The 18,214-nt window shown below is 44.7% G+C and carries 13 protein-coding genes; all 13 read left to right on the plus strand.

Features of this window, described 5'->3' with window-relative positions:
• Window positions 1-7: 7 nt before the first annotated feature.
• The 13 genes from AAG747_RS09110 to AAG747_RS09170 all read left to right on the plus strand — a co-directional run bounded on the left by AAG747_RS09110 (window position 8) and on the right by AAG747_RS09170 (window position 18,155).
• Window positions 8-445, plus strand: coding sequence for a cupin domain-containing protein (locus tag AAG747_RS09110; RefSeq protein WP_346820850.1), 438 nt, complete (start codon window positions 8-10; stop codon window positions 443-445).
• 143 nt (window positions 446-588) lie between these two features.
• Window positions 589-1,407, plus strand: coding sequence for a helix-turn-helix domain-containing protein (locus AAG747_RS09115; RefSeq protein ID WP_346820851.1), 819 nt, complete (start codon window positions 589-591; stop codon window positions 1,405-1,407).
• Between the two features lie 79 nt (window positions 1,408-1,486).
• A complete protein-coding gene (locus AAG747_RS09120) occupies window positions 1,487-2,455 on the plus strand; it encodes an alpha/beta fold hydrolase (RefSeq protein WP_346820852.1) in 969 nt (322 codons plus the stop codon).
• Between the two features lie 184 nt (window positions 2,456-2,639).
• Entirely contained in the window at window positions 2,640-3,929 is a 1,290-nt protein-coding gene (locus AAG747_RS09125; RefSeq protein WP_346820853.1) for a flavin monoamine oxidase family protein, read from the plus strand.
• Between the two features lie 242 nt (window positions 3,930-4,171).
• Window positions 4,172-4,813 carry an RNA polymerase sigma factor gene (locus AAG747_RS09130; RefSeq protein WP_346820854.1) on the plus strand — a complete coding sequence of 214 codons (642 nt, stop codon included), beginning with the start codon at window positions 4,172-4,174 and terminating at the stop codon, window positions 4,811-4,813.
• 87 nt (window positions 4,814-4,900) lie between these two features.
• Complete coding sequence (locus AAG747_RS09135; RefSeq protein ID WP_346820855.1) at window positions 4,901-5,941, plus strand: FecR family protein; 1,041 nt, start codon at window positions 4,901-4,903, stop codon at window positions 5,939-5,941.
• A gap of 221 nt (window positions 5,942-6,162) precedes the next feature.
• Window positions 6,163-9,591: a SusC/RagA family TonB-linked outer membrane protein gene (locus AAG747_RS09140; RefSeq protein WP_346820856.1), complete on the plus strand. Its 3,429-nt coding sequence runs from the start codon at window positions 6,163-6,165 to the stop codon at window positions 9,589-9,591.
• 59 nt (window positions 9,592-9,650) lie between these two features.
• Complete coding sequence (locus tag AAG747_RS09145) at window positions 9,651-11,540, plus strand: RagB/SusD family nutrient uptake outer membrane protein (protein WP_346820857.1); 1,890 nt, start codon at window positions 9,651-9,653, stop codon at window positions 11,538-11,540.
• 15 nt (window positions 11,541-11,555) lie between these two features.
• Window positions 11,556-12,782, plus strand: a complete 1,227-nt coding sequence (locus tag AAG747_RS09150) for a DUF5000 domain-containing lipoprotein (protein ID WP_346820858.1) — start codon at window positions 11,556-11,558, stop codon at window positions 12,780-12,782.
• A 25-nt stretch (window positions 12,783-12,807) separates the two neighbouring features.
• The gene (locus tag AAG747_RS09155) at window positions 12,808-13,482 is read left to right on the plus strand and encodes a DUF4998 domain-containing protein (protein ID WP_346820859.1); all 675 of its coding nucleotides are present in this window, start codon (window positions 12,808-12,810) and stop codon (window positions 13,480-13,482) included.
• 676 nt (window positions 13,483-14,158) lie between these two features.
• Entirely contained in the window at window positions 14,159-15,319 is a 1,161-nt protein-coding gene (locus tag AAG747_RS09160) for a glycosyltransferase family 4 protein (protein ID WP_346820860.1), read from the plus strand.
• Between the two features lie 181 nt (window positions 15,320-15,500).
• Window positions 15,501-16,961: a glycosyl hydrolase family 57 gene (locus AAG747_RS09165; protein WP_346820861.1), complete on the plus strand. Its 1,461-nt coding sequence runs from the start codon at window positions 15,501-15,503 to the stop codon at window positions 16,959-16,961.
• 27 nt (window positions 16,962-16,988) lie between these two features.
• Window positions 16,989-18,155, plus strand: a complete 1,167-nt coding sequence (locus tag AAG747_RS09170; protein WP_346820862.1) for a hypothetical protein — start codon at window positions 16,989-16,991, stop codon at window positions 18,153-18,155.
• Window positions 18,156-18,214 lie beyond the last annotated feature (59 nt).

The following is an 18,214-nucleotide window of genomic DNA, read 5'->3' on the forward strand; positions in this document are numbered from 1 at the left end:
AAAAACAATGAAGTCACAAAAAACGCCTTTAGAGGTTTCCAAAACAGCTTTGTTTACCGCTTTTTTCTTTTTCGTAATGGTGAGTGTTTCTCAAGCGCAAGGTCGGATTCACCGGAATGAATTATTGACAACAAGATTAAAAGAAAGGGCGGTTTCTCATGTTCACACGGAAAAAATCACCTTTCAAGCCGGGCAAAAAGCCCCCCGGCACCTGCATCCTTGTCCGGTATTAGGGTATGTGGTATCGGGCACGGTGCGGTTTCAGGTAGAAGGGCAGCCTGAAAGAATCCTAAAAGCCGGGGAAGCCTTTTTCGAACCTGCGGCTACACCCATCGTCCATTTTGATAATTTTTCGGAAAAAGAACCGCTGGTGTTCCTGGCGTATTACCTGTTGCAAGAAGGCGAACAAAAGGTTGAGCTTTTGCCCCAAAAGGTGAAAAAATAAGCGAGAGGCTTGTGTCGGGCCATGTCAGGAGCAATGTTTGACACGGTTCCTGGCCTATTTGTAAATACCGGGTTTTCATTATTCAGCCTTATGGCAAATTATTTACCTTTGCAAAAGTTATGTGCAGTTAACCGACAATTGGCATGGTAAAAAAAATGAACTACTACACCTTCCCGCCACCGGCCAAGCTGGCCGGATATGTCAAAAACTTTTGGGTGTTTGAAAGTGATATGACAAAGGGAGATTTGCATACGCATCTTTCTACTGCCTCGGTGTATCCTAAGTTGACTTTTCTGTATAAAGGAAAGTTCAACGAACTCTTGCCTTCCCGGAAAATCAATTCGCTTTTTACCATGGGGGTACAAGGGCAAACCCAGCGGTTTACCCAGTTGATTGCCACCGAAAGTACCGGGGTGTTTGGCGTGTACCTGTTTCCCCATGCAATTCCCCGTCTATTCTCCATCCCGGCGAGTGCCCTGAGCGATCAAGTGATGGAATGGGATTATTTCTTATCCGATGAGAGCCGAAGGTTAGAAGAAAAAATGCTATTGGCTACAAACAACCGTGAACGTTTGAAAATTATGACCGGCTTTCTGGAAGGCTTGTTAGAGAACAGTATCCGTTATAATGATGAGGTGATGAACTCTATTATGCTCCTGAATCAAAAACAGGGCAATTTGAATATAAAAGAATTTACCGGGCAATATGCACTGTCCCAAAGGCAGTTTGAACGGAAGTTCAAAGAATACACGGGGTTTACTCCTAAGAAGTATGCCCGGATTATTCGTTTTGAGACCGCTTTGTGTCAATCCCTCCATCAAGAAAAATCACTGACTGAAATTGCTTACGATTGCGGATATTACGACCAATCACATTTTATTCATGAATTCAAAGAGTTTTCCGGTTACCACCCCAAAGCGTACTTGGCCAATAGCGAAGATCTGGAAATTTTTAAAAATTAACGGGTGTCGATTATTTACAATTTTGGATGTATTCCCTTCTCGTTCTTTGTAGCTGTTTGAAAACATAAAACAGTACAAGATGAAACGAGTCATAGCCTTATTTTTTACGTTTTGCAAAGTCTTGTTTGCAAGCATATTGATCAGCTTTTTTGGACACCGGGTGTTTGCTCAATCCAATACCGGGAAGGAACAAATCCTTCAGGCAAACGGAGTGAAATTATGTATCGAAACCTTTGGAGATCCATCACATCCGGCCATTCTGTTAAATATGGGAGCAATGGCTTCCATGCTTTGGTGGCCGGCAGATTTTTGTCAACAGTTGGCAGAACGGGGGTATTTTGTCATTCGCTACGATAGCCGGGATGTGGGCCGCTCCCAGTCCTATACTCCGGGCGAGTCTTACTATACGATAATGGATTTGGTAGCGGATACTTATGCAATACTGGATGCCTGCAAAGTGGAGAAGGCTCATTATGTAGGCATGTCCATGGGAGGGTACCTCAGTGAGATAGCCGCTTTGCAAACCCCGGAACGGGTCTTGAGTTTGACCTTAATTTCTACGACCTCTTATGGAGCCAGTGACCCGGGACTTACCTATATGAATGAAACTTTGAATCAATACTTTGCCAAAAGTGCAGAAGTGGATTGGTCGGATAAAGAGGCGGTGGTCCATTTTCGAATGGAAGGAGCCCGGCTGATGAATGGGAAAGGACGTACATTTCCTAAAAAAGAAGCCAGGATTTTGGCCGAAATGGAATTTGACCGGGCCTCGAATATACAAAGCATGTTGAACCACGCATTGCTGACCGGTGGGGAAGAGTATTACGACCGGGCCAAAGACATCACTCAACCGGTTTTGATCATTCATGGGTCGGATGATCCCGTATTACCTTTTGCCCATGCCATGTATTTGCATAAGGAAATCGAACACTCAAAATTACTGTATTTGAAAGGAGCCGGGCATGAAATCCATCAAGCCGACTGGGCTGCTATGATAGACGGGATTTCCGGGCATATCGGAGAGACGGTTGCGAAAACAAAGGAGTAAAACAAGGAATGTGGCCGTATTCAAGCGAAGGAGTGTGATAAATGCCTTGAAACGTCACCGGATTTATTGAATTTAAGCTCTGAAAACTGCCGTATTTCAAAGGGTTTGTTTAGTTTTGGCCCAACTGGTGGGTAATATCATAATACGATATATTTTTCTTTGAAATCGCTTAAACTCTCTTTTTGTGAAGTCCCAAGAACGTAGCACTCAACACCAAGCTCCTGTGTTGATTATCGGAGCAGGCATTGCCGGATTGGCAGCGGCTTATGAATTGGAAAGAGCAGGCATCCGTACCCTGACTCTGGAAGCCGGTAGCAAAGTAGGCGGGCGGCTCCGTACCGACAGAAGTTTGGGTTTTGCCTTTGATGAAGGCGCCAGTTGGATCCACGGGCCGGAAGGCAATCCTGTTACGGAATTGGCCGGAGTAGCCGGAGCCAAGACTTTCCTGACGGACGATCAAAAGATGGCAGTGTATGACGCGAATGGCTCTCCGTATGCTGCGGATCACTTGGCGTCAGCAGAAGAAGAGTTTGAGTATGTCTTGAACCGGATCCGCAAAAAAGCCAAACCGGAGCAAAGTGTAAAAGAGGTTTTTGCTGAAGAGTTTCCGGAGTATGTGGACGACCGGCTTTGTCAGTATTTTTTATCGGCCGACCTGGAATTTGATACCGGAGGGGATATCGAACGGCTTTCAGGCAAGTACTTTTACGATGATGAGGAATTTAAAGGTAAAGACCTGATCATCACCAATGGATACGACCGGCTTGCAAATTACCTGGCCCAATCACTGGATATTCGTTTGGAAGAGCGGGTAAAGGCTATTTATTATGCCGAAGAAGAGGTGCTTGTCATTACGGAGTCGACTACCTACCGGGCGGCTAAAGTGATTGTTGCGGTGCCTTTGGGAGTGCTGAAACAAAACGCGATTGAGTTTACACCGGCTCTCCCGGAAAAAAAACAAACTGCTATCCAAGCTTTGGAAATGGGCACGGTGAACAAATTTGTATTGGTATGGGAAAAAGCTTTTTGGGACCCTGCCGTGCAATACATTGGCTATACTCCGGAAGCCAAAGGCAAGTTTAACTTTTTTATGAACATGCTTCCTTTTACGGGAGCAAATGCCCTGATGACCTTTGCTTTTGGTCAATACAGTATCACTACGGAACAGATGAAAGACGAGGACCTGGTCGAAGCGATTATGTCACATCTCCAAATGATTTATGGAAAGGACATCCCTCTTCCGGCCTCTTTTAAAAGGACGTGCTGGAATTCAGACACCAATACCTTTGGCTCGTATTCCTTTGCTACCAAGGGAATCAAAACCCGGGCCTTTGACTGGCTGGCCAGGGAAGTAGACGACAAACTCTTTTTTGCCGGAGAGCATACCTCCCGCGAGTACCGGGGCACCGTGCATGGGGCCTTACTATCCGGGGTAAGGGAAGCAGAGAAAATTTTGGAAGCGTTAGAAAGTTGAAGACCATCGGCTGAATCAAAACGAATAGGGTTTGAGCCTTTTCGACTGTTCTATTTTACCTGATATCAGGTGGTGAATAAAAGCGGTAATGCGCGGTGTCTTCTTCTAGACCCGGAAAATGTCCCACTCTTAACCGTACATGCTTACTTTTCAAACTTTTCCCTTTAAATAATACAACCCAACAATAAAATTTATATATTCCAAATTCATTGCAATTTGAATAGGTAAATATGAATCAGTCAATGAGGAAAAATACCATAATGCTATGGGATGAATTACGGAAAGGAAACCGCCAGGCATTGGTAGCGCTGTATGAGTTGTTTTATCAGGACTTATTCCATTACGGCTTACGTATTTCCCTGGACCGGGAAATTGCCAAAGATTGTATTCAGGAAATGTTCACTCAATTGTGGAAAACCCATCAACAATTAAATCCGGTTCTTCATGTCAAAGCGTATTTGTTGAAATATCTCAACCACCTGGTCTTGGGCGCATTAAAAAAAAGCTATCGCAAACGGGGGCTGGAAGAATTACTCACACCACAACTGGAATTAGTGGCGAATCATGAGGAATATTTGATTCATTCACAAAGTATCCATGAACAACAACAAAGCCTTGCCAAGGCCTTGGATAAGCTTCCCGAACGGCAAAAAGAAATTATCCGTTTGCGGTTTTTTGAAGGATATGATTACGAAGAAATTTCTCAAATTACCTCTCTACAGTACAAAACTGTCTACAATACTTCTCATGAAGCCATCAAAAAGCTTCGTAAATTAATGGGGGTAAGCTCGCTTTCCCTTATACTCCTATTGGCTGCCACACATTCTCATGCGGTCCAACTCCGTCAAGTATGCGGAAAACAGGAACAGTTTGAGAGAGGGTAACCCCATCATTAAATTTTTTAAAAAAAAACGTATCCAGACCGGGAAATCCTTTTGCCAAAGAACACTTTATAATAAAAGCAAAAGGAAATGAACCCCAATAAGGGAGATTATACGGTAGATGATCTTATCAATGAGCCTTCCTTTCAGGCGTATGCTTACCGGAAAGATCCGGAAAATATTCGCTTATGGAATACTTGGCTACAGCGACACCCTGAGAAGGCCCCCAGTGTGGAAGAGGCTTTGTTTATTCTCCGGGAATTTTATTCAATAGCCCATCCCCTTACGGAAAAAGAGTATGAGGAAGAGTTGCTTCAGGTTAAAAAAAGACTTTCGCTTTCAAAGTCTTCGGTAACCCCTTTGAAAAGTTATGCAAGTCAGCGGCAAGCTGCTTCGGCTTGGAAGTGGGTAGCTTCCGTGAGTTTCCTACTACTTGCTTTAACTGGCCTGCATTTATGGTATCAGGTACATTTTCAGGAGACCCTGGAAAATACGCTTTGGGCGGAACGTACCGTGCCAAAAGGACAAAAGGTCAATCTTACCCTCTCTGATGGAACCTATGTAAAACTGAATGCCGGGAGTACCTTAAAATTTCCCAAAGTGTTTAGCGAAGAGACCCGGGAAGTGTTTTTAGAAGGAGAGGGGTATTTTGAAGTCAGCAAAGACAGTTTGCACCCTTTTGTCATCCGTACCGGAAACTTGAGCACCCGGGTGCTGGGGACATCCTTTATCGTTCGGGCTTACCCGCAAGCACCTATTATTGAAGTAGCCGTACAATCGGGACAAGTACAAGTGGAGGAGAAGCGGCAGAGTCAGATGGTATTGACCCCACAAGAGCGGGTGGTTTATTCTAAAGAAGACGGAAAACTGGATAAAAGCGGTTTTAACCCCTTGAAATATTTTGGTTGGAAGGACGGAATTATCTATTTCGAAGAAGCTACCTTATTGGAAATATTTGAACAATTGGAACAGTGGTATGGAGTGAGCTTTGAAATCAATGCGATTATCTCCGACCAAGAAACCTATAAGGGAAGTTTCCAACATGAAAGCCTCCGGAATGTACTAAGCGCAATCCAATACAAAGTCAACTTTCAATTTAAAATCTCAACAGATAAAGTCATTGTTTACTAAACTTCCATGCGTATGACAGCATAAAATACTTTGCCTTTACACTAAGCTCTTTCATGGGAAAGGCCAGTGTTATTTCACTGACCTTTGCGTTTTTTTCCTCTTGTCAACTTGAAGTTTGGCGGCTGACAAGCGACATGAGGACTGGGATTCTATTGCTAAAATCTTATCAACAAAACCCGATCAAAAGTATGAAATGGAAATTTATTCGACAACTAATATTTATGACAAAGCTGCTCCTGTATGGAACACTCCTTCAGTGTTTATGTTTTAGTCTGATCTTTGCCGATGCAGGTAAGGCACAAAGCATTAGTGAAATTCAACTTAGGCTGAAGTTAAAGGATGTCACGGTAGAAGAGGCTCTTTCTTCCATTGAAAAGAAGACAGACTTTCGTTTTTTATACAGCCCTAATTCTTTGAAAAACGGTACAAAGCTGACCTTCCCTTCAGAAGTACACACACTTAAAGACGTTTTGACTTTTATCGCGGTTGCTTCCAACCTGAAGTTCAAGCGGATCAACAACACCATTGTTGTGGACGAAAACAAGGCTCACGATCCGTATCCCCAAAATGTGTTGGAAGGGATGGGTGAGCTGATCGTCAAGGGAAAAGTCATTGCCAGTGAGGACAAACAGCCTTTGCCGGGAGTGAACATTATGATCAAGGGAACGACCCGGGGGGCTACTACGGATATCAATGGAGAATTTTCCATTTTAGTGGATGAACAGGCAATCCTTTTGTTTAGCATTGTCGGCTATCAAAGCAAAAGTGTGGAAGTGGGAAACCGGACTCAGTTGGAGGTAGTCTTGGAAGAAGATATTTCCGAACTGGAAGAGATAGTGGTGGTGGGTTTTGGGACGCAAAAGAAGAAAAGTGTGGTAGGAGCTTTACAAAGTGTAACTCCCTCGGAGTTAAAAATCCCTTCGAGTAATTTGACTACAGCGCTTTCGGGCCGGGTAGCTGGCTTGATTTCTTATCAACGGAGTGGAGAACCCGGCTCGGATAATGCCCAGTTTTTTGTGCGGGGAGTAACGACTTTCGGCTTGAAAAAAAGCCCTTTGATCTTAATTGACGGGGTAGAGCTTTCAGCAGATGACCTGGCTCGTCTGCAACCGGACGATATCGAAAGTTTTTCCATTTTGAAGGATGCCACCACCACAGCTATTTATGGGGCCAGAGGAGCCAATGGGATTATTTTGGTGACTACGAAAGAAGGGGTAGAAGGAAGGGCCCGTGTGTCTGCCCGTTTGGAGAATTCCTTTTCAAGTTCCCTGAGGGATGTGGAACTGGCCGATCCCGTGACATATATGCGCCTGCATAACGAGGCTGTCCGAACACGGGATCCTATCGAGTCCTTGCCTTATTCCGAACGTAAAATTGCCAATACCCTCAATGGAGAAAACCCGGTGATCTACCCGGCCACCGATTGGCAATCCGAGCTGTTCAAAGATTGGACGACTACGCAGAGGGCCAATGTCAATGTCAATGGGGGAGGCAAGGTAGTTAGGTATTACCTGGCGACATCTTTCAGTCAAGACAATGGCATCCTGAAAATTGACAAACGCAATGATTTCAACAGTAATATCGACTTGAAGCGGATCTCGGTGCGCTCAAATGTCAACATAGATTTAACCCGTTCTACCGAATTGGTTATTCGCTTTAACGGAACATATGATGACTACCGTGGGCCCATTGACGGGGCCAGCGATCTTTACAAAAAAGTGGTACGGACCAACCCTGTATTGTACCCTAAATATTATGAGCCGGATGCCTCCACCCAATTCAAAAAACATATACTTTTTGGCAATTACGGGGGCGGCAGTGGCAGCTCCCTTTCCCTGAATCCTTATGCTGATTTGCTCAAAGGATACCGCGATTATAGCCGGACCTTACTATTATCTCAGTTAGAGCTTAAACAAGACTTAAGGGGAATTCTGAAGGGGCTTTCGGCTCATTTGATGATCAATACCAACCGGAATTCATTTTTTGATATTCGAAGGCTGTATGAACCGTTTTATTATACGGCTATCTATAACCGGGAAAAAGATACCTATAAGCTGGAGGCCTTAAACGAGGAAGCAGGGAGAGAAAACCTGGACTATTCCGAAGGGCCTACTCAAGTGAAAACATCTTTTTATTTACAAGGCTCTTTGAACTACAAGCAGACTTTTAGCAAAAAACATGAAGTGAGTGCTTTATTGGTATTGATTCAAAGCTCTTCCTTGAGCAACAATGCCGGGAGTCTTCAAAAGTCTTTACCTTACCGGAATATGGGCTTGTCCGGACGGCTTACTTACGGATTCAACTCCAGGTATTTTGCGGAGTTTAACTTTGGGTATAACGGTTCGGAAAAATTTGCGAAAAATAACCGTTTTGGCTTTTTTCCTTCTGCAGGTGTTGGTTGGACGGTGTCGGAAGAACCCTTTTTCTCTTCCTTAAAACCACTTATTTCTCATTTAAAATTGCGGGCCAGTTACGGCCTGGTAGGGAATGATGCCATTGGCTCGGCCGATGACCGTTTCTTTTATCTCTCACAAGTTGATTTGAGTAATGAGGAAAGGGGTTCCACTTTTGGAACGCTCTTAAACTATTACCGTTCGGGAGTAAGTATCGACCGGTATGAGAATGATCGGATTTCCTGGGAGACCGCTACGAAATTTAACCTAGGCTTTGAGCTGAATTTGTTTGATGACAAAATCGTCATCCTGGCAGATGCATTTCAAGAACAACGCAATCATATTTTGATGAACCGCTCCTATATTCCGCCCAGTATGGGCCTGGAGGCGGCCGTCAGGGCGAATGTTGGGAAAGCAGAAAGTCATGGCTTCGATTTTTCGATTGATTATAATGAAAGTTTTAGCAATTCCTTCTGGCTGACTGGCAGGGTCAATTTTACCTATGCAGTCGGAAAATTCAAATTTTATGAAGAGCCGGATTACAGCAAAACGACCCCTTGGAGGTCGCATCATGGACAAGCCATCAACCAACAATGGGGATATATAGCTGAACGCTTGTTTGTGGATGAAGCGGAAGTGTTGAATTCCCCCACTCAGTTTGGAGAGTATGGAGCAGGGGATATCAAATACAAAGATCTTAATAATGACGGCATCGTTGACTTCAGGGATGAAGTGCCCATAGGGCATCCTACCACCCCGGAAATAGTGTATGGCTTTGGGTTTTCTGCCGGGTACAAAAACTTCGACTTCTCGGCATTTTTCCAAGGGTCGGCAAGGGTGTCATTTTGGATTGATCCTTGGGCCACGGCCCCGTTTATCAACACAAATACCCAAGGAAAATCAGGCAATAATGCTTTGCTCAAAGTGTATGCAGACAACCATTGGTCCGAAGAAAATCAGGATGTCTTTGCTTTGTGGCCCCGGCTATCTCCCCGTTCCGTGGAGAACAACAACAAACAGAGTACTTGGTTTATGCGGGACGGAAGCTTTCTGCGCTTGAAGCAACTGGAAGTGGGTTATTCTTTTCCAGGGATATTGACCGGTAAACTCAAAATTCAAAAATTGCGGGCTTACCTCAGTGGTACCAACCTGCTAACCCTTAGTAAATTCAAACTATGGGACCCCGAAATGGCTGGTAACGGTCTGGCGTATCCCATCCAAAGAGTGATCAATATAGGCTTGCAGGTTTCTTTTTAAAAAAGCCATATTGAGAAAATAACTATCAGTCTGAACAATTAGTAAATACAATGAAAAAAATGAAAAACCTCTGCTTTTTTATATGGCTGCTTTGTGGAACGTCCTGCCAGAACTATCTGGATGTCGTGCCCGATAATGTAGCCACCATCGACCATGCTTTTTCAGACAGGGTGCAGGCCCGCAAGTATTTGTTTACGTGTTATTCCTTTTTACCGGGTTTTGCCAGTTTGTATCAAAATCCGGCTTTCTTGGGAGGCGATGAATTTTGGGTGAACGGTGAGCAGTTTCGTAGGCGCTTTTCTTCGGTACAAAGCATTGCACAGGGGGTGCAAAATGCCAACGAGCCTTATATGAATTATTACGAAGGGAGTAACGGGGCTTCTTCAAATTTGTATCGGGGAATTCGCGTGTGCAATACCTTTATAGAAAGAATTGACGAAGTGGAAGATATAGAGGCCTATGAAAAGGCCGTTTGGAAAGCCGAAGCGAAGTTTCTGAAAGCTTATTATCATTTTTTCCTGATGCGGATGTATGGCCCGGTTCCTTTGGCGGATCAAAATATTCCGGTCAGTGCAAGTCCTGATCAAGTGAAAATCTTCCGGGGAAACTTTGACGAATGCGTGACATTTGTGTCCGGCTTATTGGATGAGGCCGCAGAAGATTTGCCCAAAGTAATTATGAACCAGAATGAAGAAATGGGCCGTATTACAAAACCTATTGCTCTGGCTGTAAAAGCCAAGCTGTGGACGATGGCTGCCAGCCCTTTGTTTAACGGTAATCCGGACTATGCTGCTTTTATCAATAAAAACGGTGAAAAATTTTTCGGAGCTTATGAGCACAAAAAATGGGAAAAAGCTGTGGAAGCATGCCGGGAAGCCATCCGGGTGGCAGAAGAAGCCGGGCATATCTTGTATGAATTTCAGGATCAAGCGGGGAGTTTTACAGAATTTACCAAACGGAAACTGAGCCTGCGAGGGAGGGTTACTGAAAGCTGGAATCCGGAGATCATCTGGGGGGATTCCAAAGGCAATGGGGCTACCAATGACTTTCAACGTTTTTCTCAGGCCCGGTTAGTCAATGGAATTTATGATGCAATACAACAAGCACTTTCTCCTACTTTGAGAATTGCCAGACAATTTTATACCAAGCATGGGGTGCCTATGGAAGAAGACAAAACCTGGGTAGGTAAAAATGTGTACGGTTTGCGTGTTGCAGCTCCCGAAGAGGCCCATGTTGTCAAGCCGGGCGAAGAAGTGCCGGAATTTCACTTTAACCGGGAACCCCGGTTTTACGCTGACCTGGCCTTTGACCGAAGCGTGTGGTTCGGACAAGGAGTTTTAGATGAAAATACACCGTACTATGTATTTGCCCGGGCCAATGAGGTTTCAGGTAAAAAAGATATTTATGCCTATAGTATTACCGGTTATTTCCCCAAAAAACTGGTCTATTACAAAAATGCGTTTAACGGTACGAATTATTCTCTGGTCCAGTATGCGTTTCCGGTCATCCGGCTGGCTGACTTGTATTTGTTATATGCGGAAGCGTTAAACGAATACGAAGGGGCTCCTACACCCGAAGTGTATGAATTTGTAGATAAGGTAAGAGCCAGAGCAGGGCTAAAAGGAGTGGTGGAAAGTTGGCAAAAGTATACCATGGACCCTTCTAAGCCTACAACTCAAGAAGGAATGCGGGAAATCATTCATAGAGAACGCTTGATTGAACTTTGCTTTGAGGGGCAACGATTTTGGGACTTAAGACGATGGAAACTGGCGGAGGAGTATTTGAATGCTCCCATTCAAGGCTGGAATATTGAAGAAAAAAGTAAAGAGGGGTATTATCAAGTATTGGACTTGTATGAACAAAGTTTTTCCCCGAAAGAATACTTATGGCCTTTTAAAACATTCACGCTAACGGTGAATACGAATTTAGTACAAAATCCGGGTTGGTAAAATTTAATAATGTCAATGATGAAAAAATGTATATCTGTAGGATTATTCTTGTTGTGTAACATAGTGTTTGTTCAATGTGAAGAGGACTCCCATAACCCCATTTCCAAGGACGATACCGTTCCCGGTCAATTGCAGGAAGTGTCTATGCAAGCGACCCCGGGTGGAGCCGTGCTCAAATACAACTTGCCCAAAGACAATGACTTACTCTATGTCGAGGCAAGGTATAAGTTGGAAAACGGAAGGAATATGCAAGTAAGGGCTTCTGCATTTGTGGATTCGATTAGCCTGGAAGGTTATGGAAGTGTTGGCTCCTTTCCTGTGTCATTGTATACAGTGGATAGAAGTGGCAACCGCTCGGATCCGCTGCACTTGGAAGTCCAAACCTTAACACCTCCGGTCAAAACCATTTTCTCTTCGGTAAACTTGCGTGAGACTTTTGGAGGAGTGAACATTACTTGGGAAAATGCCTCCAAAGCTCCCATTACGATTAATATGATGGTGCTCTCAGGCAGTAGTCAGCATCAGGAGTTCGAGACCTTTGAATCAATTTACACCGAAGCACCGGAGGGCAATATTTCTGTAAGAGGCTTTGATAATCAAAAATACCGTTTTGCTGTAGTCGTGCGCGATCGTTGGGACAACTTCTCTGATACCTTATCCACCACCCTGACTCCCTTGTTGGAAGAAGAATTGAACAAAGAAAAATTCAAGGAGATCATTTTACCCGGTGATGTACAAGCCGTTCCCCGTTGGGCGCCTTCCTCTCCTTCTACCATGCCGAAGCTTTGGGACGGGAGGCATGATACAGAGGAGAGCCGGCAAGTGACTAATGAAGGAGAGTTGCCGGATCACTATTATTATACCTTTGACTTGGGTGTGACCGCGAAGCTTAGCCGGATGAAATTTTGGCAGTTTACCATGAATAACGGGACTTACCTCTACTTTGATGCTAACTATGAGTTGTTCGAGCTTTGGGGAGCCAATACGCTGGATCCTAGCGGCAGCTTTGATCACTGGACTTTGTTGCGGGAATGTGAGGTCGTAAAGCCTTCCAAGTTGCCCGTTGGCCACGAAAACTATACGGCAGAAGATAAAGAAGTAGCCATGAGTGGCCATGATTTTGAGTTTCCTCTGGAAGCTCCGGAGGTTCGCTATATCAGAGTAAAGGTGAAAAAAACGTTTTCCAACCTGAATTGGGCGGCTTGTGGGGAGATGAGCTTTTTCGGTCAAATCAACGAATAATATTAACCTTAAACCTCATTTGAAAATGAATCAAAATCTATTACGGATAGGAATGTGGCTAATGCTTTTTACAGGAGCCTGTACCGGGATGCATGAAAATTATGAGCCTTATATCACCGAAGGAGAAACTATCTATACACCCCGTCCCTTAGACGTACATGTGAATCCGGGCCGGGAAAGAGTAGCAATAGAATGGAAAATGACCGGAACAGGCAATGTGGACAATGCTGTAGTTCTTTGTGGGGAAAAAGTCATTATGGCTACCATCGAGGGGTTGGAAGATACACTGAAAACGCTGGTCATTCCCGAACTGGAGGAAGGTTCTTATTTTTTTAAAGTGCGAACCGGCAATAATCAGGGTGACAGTTCTTTATGGTCGGATGAAATTACCGGAACGGTATATGGGAGCAAATACGAAGCAGGCTTAAGGAATCGAAAAGTATTGAATATGGAAACTACTTCGGAGGCTGTGATAATTCACTGGTTATCTCCTGCCAAAAGTTTGTTGGAATGTATCTTAACGTTTGAAGATGCGGAAGGGAATTTTCATGAATTGGTGGTTCCGGCCTCTCAAAGTCAGACATCCATTGATAGTTATAAAACCGGTGGAACGGTAAGGTACCATTCTCTGTACCTTCCGGAACCTTCCGCCATTGATACCTTTGCCTCCACTGTCGGCACCTTCACTTTTCCTGAGTAACGGTGACGTTTTACCCTCCCCCTGCAAGATAGGTTAGGGGCTGTCTGAAAAGTAGATAGATAGAGCTATAAAGGTTTTTTCGAGAGGTAGTTGATTGTAAATCAATTTTTTATGTGTTTATAACCTTTGTGGGATTTTATGTTCTTTTGACTTTTAGACAGCCTCCTTTTTTATACCGTCCATTTGCGAAGGCCGGATTGCACTGAGAATGCGCGTTCCGAACGAAGCAGAGGTAGTCCGGTCTTTCTCCGGATTTTTAAAATGCCGAATAATATTTTGCCTCTCACCTTGACTTCTTATTGATTTTAACTATTTTCAGGTAATGAAAGTGGAGCTTATTTTTATGTGAAGGATTGTTTCCTTTTTTTAATAAAAGCTTAAACATTTTTCAACCTGCAAAAGAAAAAAGGATTGTATTATGTAGAGGGAAATCGGGTTTTTTGAGTTAGTGTATATTTTCATGAATGGCATCAGAGCTTAGGAAGAACATCGAAAAAAAATGCAACACCCGGAAGAAGGAAAAGTCAGGTTCGCATATCACTTTCCTAACGGATGGTAGGGGTTCTTGTTGACTGTTTTCTAACAAGTCGGAAAATACCATTTAACTACGATTCAGGTAAGTATTGCAAGGGATAGTATTTTTCATTCAACTACACCATACAAATACTTAAAAACCATGCGAATAGCAATGTTTTCCTGGGAATCGCTGCATTCCATTAGTGTAGGAGGCGTAGCGGTTCACGTCACTGAGTTAGCTGCGGCACTTCAGCGTAGGGGACATGAAGTACATGTGTTTACTCGGCCGAGCTTTGGCAACGGTGGCTGGGGGCTCATCGATGGGGTGTATTATCACTTTTGCCCTTTTGATTTGCATCCTGACTTTGTACAAGAAGTAAACAATATGTGCCGGTCCTTTGTGCAACACTTTTTTGAAACCGAAAACGTATCGGGGCATTTTGATGTCGTTCATGCACATGATTGGTTGTCTTCCAATGCAGCCGTATGGGCCAAAGAAGAACGCCATAAAAAAATGGTCATGACCGTGCATTCTACCGAGTACGGGCGGTGTGGCAATCAATTTCACAACCACACTTCCGCGATGATCCGCGATCACGAACGGCACGGGACCTTTTGTGCCAACCGGGTGATTACGGTGTCGCATACCTTGCAAAAAGAAATTTCCTGGATGTATGAAGTTCCCGAGCAAAAGGTCTCTACCATTTACAATGGAGTACATGCAGCCCAATTTGACGGTTGGATTCATCCAAAAGATATCCGGGAGCAAATCGGGGTGGGACCCTTGGACCCGATGGCCTTATTTGTCGGACGGATGTCCGTGCAAAAAGGACCGGATATATTAGTCCGGGCCATACCGATGGTTTTACATTTTCATCCCGGAGCCAAGTTTGTCTTTGTAGGCGATGGAGCCGAACGTAGCTACTGTGAGCACCTTGCCAATCAGTTAGGTATAGAACATGCCGTGCGTTTTTTAGGCTACCGGAATGGAAACTTTCTGAAAAACTTGTTTAAATCCTCGGATTTGGTGGTGGTGCCCAGTCGCAACGAGCCATTTGGCATAGTCGTGTTAGAAGCCTGGAGTGCGGGCAAGCCGGTAGTGGCTACTCATAATGGAGGCCCTTCGGAGTTTGTGTCTCATGGCATTAATGGCTACAAAATTTACGATCATCCCGAATCAGTGGCTTGGGGAATCGGAACCATGTTTGCCGATTTTGACCATGCCCGTACAATGGGACGAAATGGCCGCTCCACCGTTGAATCCGTATTCACCTGGGACAAGATCGCGGAACATACGGAAGGAGTGTATCATTGTATTTAACCTCTGTTTTTGTCTCTTTGATAACAAGGTTCACAACGGGTGTATTTTGTTATCACTTTTTATTTGCCCGGTTCATCCGGATTCCCCTATCAAGATTGAAGAACGTTAGGAGAGAGTTTCTCCTGACAATTAAACAGAAGAAATTAGTACTTTTTATTAAATACAAAAAATCAAACATACTATGGAGTTTAGCCCAATTTCAGAATACATTGAAAACTTGCCTAACATCTGTGGTTCGGAGGGGCAGGTGGAAGAGGCAATGCGTCAAAAAGGACCTTACTATCTGCCCAATTGTAAGATTGATTTTGAAAAATTGAAAAGCGGTTTTGCGAATGCACTTCATATGCACCAACCGCTCATTCCTGCCGGAGGAAACGACTTGTCCACAGCGGCAGTCATTAGCAACCTCAAATACATGATGGATAATCAGCATATCCATGGCAATCACGATGCTCCGGTGTTTCTTTGGTGTTATAAGCGCATGGGTGAGCTTATTACGCAATTGGTCAGCGAAGGAAAGAATCCCCGTATTATGTTGGATTATTCCGGCTGTTTATTGTACGGTTTGTTGGATATGGGGGCTCATGATGTGATAGACAGTTTGAAAAATATCACTTGCAATCCGGAATATAACCATACGGTGGAATGGTTGGGTACGGGTTGGGGGCACCCGGTGGCTCCTTCCTCCCCCGTGCAGGATTTCCGGTTACACGTACAGGCATGGCAACATCATTTTGCTGCTATTTTCGGTTTTGAAGCCTTGAGCCGGGTCCGGGGCTTTTCTCCTCCGGAAATGGCCTTGCCGAATCATCCGGATGTTTGCTACGAATTTGTCAAAACATTAAAAGAATGCGGGTACAAATGGGTGATGGTACAAGAGCATTCTGTGGAAGAAGCGAAAACAGGAAAGGGAATTTCCAAACCCCATATCCCTCATCGATTGGTTGCGAAAAATTCCAAAGGGGAGCAGGTGGAGATCATCGCAATGATCAAAACTCAAGGCAGCGATACCAAAATCGTAGCGCATATGCAACCTTATCATGAAGCCCACGGACTGGGGCGTACAAAACTGGGTAAAAAAATCATCCCTCAATTGGTTTCTCAAATTGCCGATGGCGAAAACGGTGGAGTGATGATGAATGAGTTTCCGGATCATTTTATGTCCGGTATGCGGGACGCATCCTGGTCGGAAACAGCTCCGGTGAATGTGACGGAGTATTTGGAATACCTGGAAGCAAGTGGGGTGAAAGAAAGTCAATTTCCTGAAATACAGCCGGTGATGCAGCAGAAGATTTGGGACGAATTTAAAGAAGGGGCCGGTGAGAAAGCCTTGGAAAAGCTCATCAAAAAACTGGAAAAACAAGACGATCGCTTTCATATGGAAGGAGGTAGTTGGACCAATAACCTGTCTTGGGTGAAAGGGTACGATCATGTACTGGGCCCCATGGAAGAAGTTAGTGCCAAATTTGCCGAAACGGTTTTAAACAAGGTACCTAGCTCCGAACACCGCTATCGCAATGCCCTGTTCTATTTACTGACCAGCCAAACTTCCTGCTATCGCTATTGGGGGGAAGGTCGCTGGACGGATTATGGCCGGGAGTTATGCAGGAGGGCAGGCGATATTTTAAAGTATGATTTTTAATAAACTACAGAAAACTACACCAAGATTATGGCGCACGCTTTTTATGCTATCGGTTTGAACTTGCATCAGCCGCATGGAAACCTGATTGATTTAATTAATAACCAAAACTGGGAGGCCAAGCAGGTAGCCTTGGCTTATGAACGCATCCCCCGGTATGTCAAACAAAACTGGCCGGAGTCACGCATTCATGTGGCCTTTTCGGGAACCTTGTTGATGCAACTGACCGACCCGGGAGTCCGGGAAACCTTTCAACATACCATGGATTTCGAATGGTTGCTCCGGCAGTTTCACGAAGCCAATATCGAATGCCTGGGTTCCGGTTATACCCATCCGGTGTTTCCTTTGGTCCCTCAAGTCGACTGGGATACCCAATTGGGCCGCTATCTGGAGATGGCCAAAGCCGCTTTGGGGAGAGATTGGTTTCCGGGTTTTTGGCCCCCTGAAATGGGATTTTGTATGGAGATGATTCCTTACTTGAAAAAGTTTGGCTACCGCTATGTTGTCGTAGATATCGAATACATTGAACCCATTGATGAGATGAGTTGGCAGAAGCTCCGGTACCGTCCGCATGTGGCCCGGTACGGAGGAGAAGAGATAATTATAGTGCCTCGCGACCGGGAAATTTCCAATGCCCAACTGGCGGGCTTTGATCCGGGATGGTTTGCCTATGAAGTCGGGGAGCGCACAAAGCATTGCGATGACTTTCCCGCTTTAGTGACCAGCTGGAGTGATGGGGAAAACGGGGGCTGGTTTCGCAACTTGCGGGAGGAGTCGGGCTTCTGGGGCTGGTTTTACAAACCTATGTTGGATTGGCAAAGGGCCGGAGATTTGGCGCTGACTCAAATTTCGATCAATGAGTACCTGGACCGCTTTGGCTGGGAAGGGGAAGTAAAAGTGCATCCCGGAGCCTGGAATACCGATCATCATACCGGAAAAGATTTTGTGCAATGGACGGGATCTCTTTTGCAAAAGCGTGGTATTGACGAACTGCAACGCATCAGTAAGCTTTACCATGACAAGCGATGGGCCCATGCTCATAACGGTAATGAGCAAGAAGGGCACGATGTATTGGACCAGGCCTACTGGTATATTCTCAGAGCGGAAACCAGCTGTAATTTCTATTGGGGAAGTAAGTGGGTGCATAAAGCTTTTGACGATCTGGAACAGGCCGAACGCCTGATTGTCGCAGTTTAAGCACATTGTCACCCTATCCATAAAATACAGGTTAAAAAATGCGCGCTATATAGCGCGCA

This window comes from Rapidithrix thailandica (assembly GCF_039710355.1).
Classification (GTDB): domain Bacteria; phylum Bacteroidota; class Bacteroidia; order Cytophagales; family Flammeovirgaceae; genus Rapidithrix; species Rapidithrix thailandica.

Bases quoted from the DNA above. Each gene is read 5' to 3' on its own strand.
- AAG747_RS09110 (WP_346820850.1), top strand. From the start codon at position 8: ATGAAGTCACAAAAAACGCCTTTAGAGGTTTCCAAAACAGCTTTGTTT.
- AAG747_RS09115 (WP_346820851.1), top strand. From the start codon at position 589: ATGGTAAAAAAAATGAACTACTACACCTTCCCGCCACCGGCCAAGCTG.
- AAG747_RS09120 (WP_346820852.1), top strand. From the start codon at position 1,487: ATGAAACGAGTCATAGCCTTATTTTTTACGTTTTGCAAAGTCTTGTTT.
- AAG747_RS09130 (WP_346820854.1), top strand. From the start codon at position 4,172: ATGAGGAAAAATACCATAATGCTATGGGATGAATTACGGAAAGGAAAC.
- AAG747_RS09135 (WP_346820855.1), top strand. From the start codon at position 4,901: ATGAACCCCAATAAGGGAGATTATACGGTAGATGATCTTATCAATGAG.
- AAG747_RS09140 (WP_346820856.1), top strand. From the start codon at position 6,163: ATGACAAAGCTGCTCCTGTATGGAACACTCCTTCAGTGTTTATGTTTT.
- AAG747_RS09145 (WP_346820857.1), top strand. From the start codon at position 9,651: ATGAAAAACCTCTGCTTTTTTATATGGCTGCTTTGTGGAACGTCCTGC.
- AAG747_RS09150 (WP_346820858.1), top strand. From the start codon at position 11,556: ATGATGAAAAAATGTATATCTGTAGGATTATTCTTGTTGTGTAACATA.
- AAG747_RS09155 (WP_346820859.1), top strand. From the start codon at position 12,808: ATGAATCAAAATCTATTACGGATAGGAATGTGGCTAATGCTTTTTACA.
- AAG747_RS09160 (WP_346820860.1), top strand. From the start codon at position 14,159: ATGCGAATAGCAATGTTTTCCTGGGAATCGCTGCATTCCATTAGTGTA.
- AAG747_RS09165 (WP_346820861.1), top strand. From the start codon at position 15,501: ATGGAGTTTAGCCCAATTTCAGAATACATTGAAAACTTGCCTAACATC.
- AAG747_RS09170 (WP_346820862.1), top strand. From the start codon at position 16,989: ATGGCGCACGCTTTTTATGCTATCGGTTTGAACTTGCATCAGCCGCAT.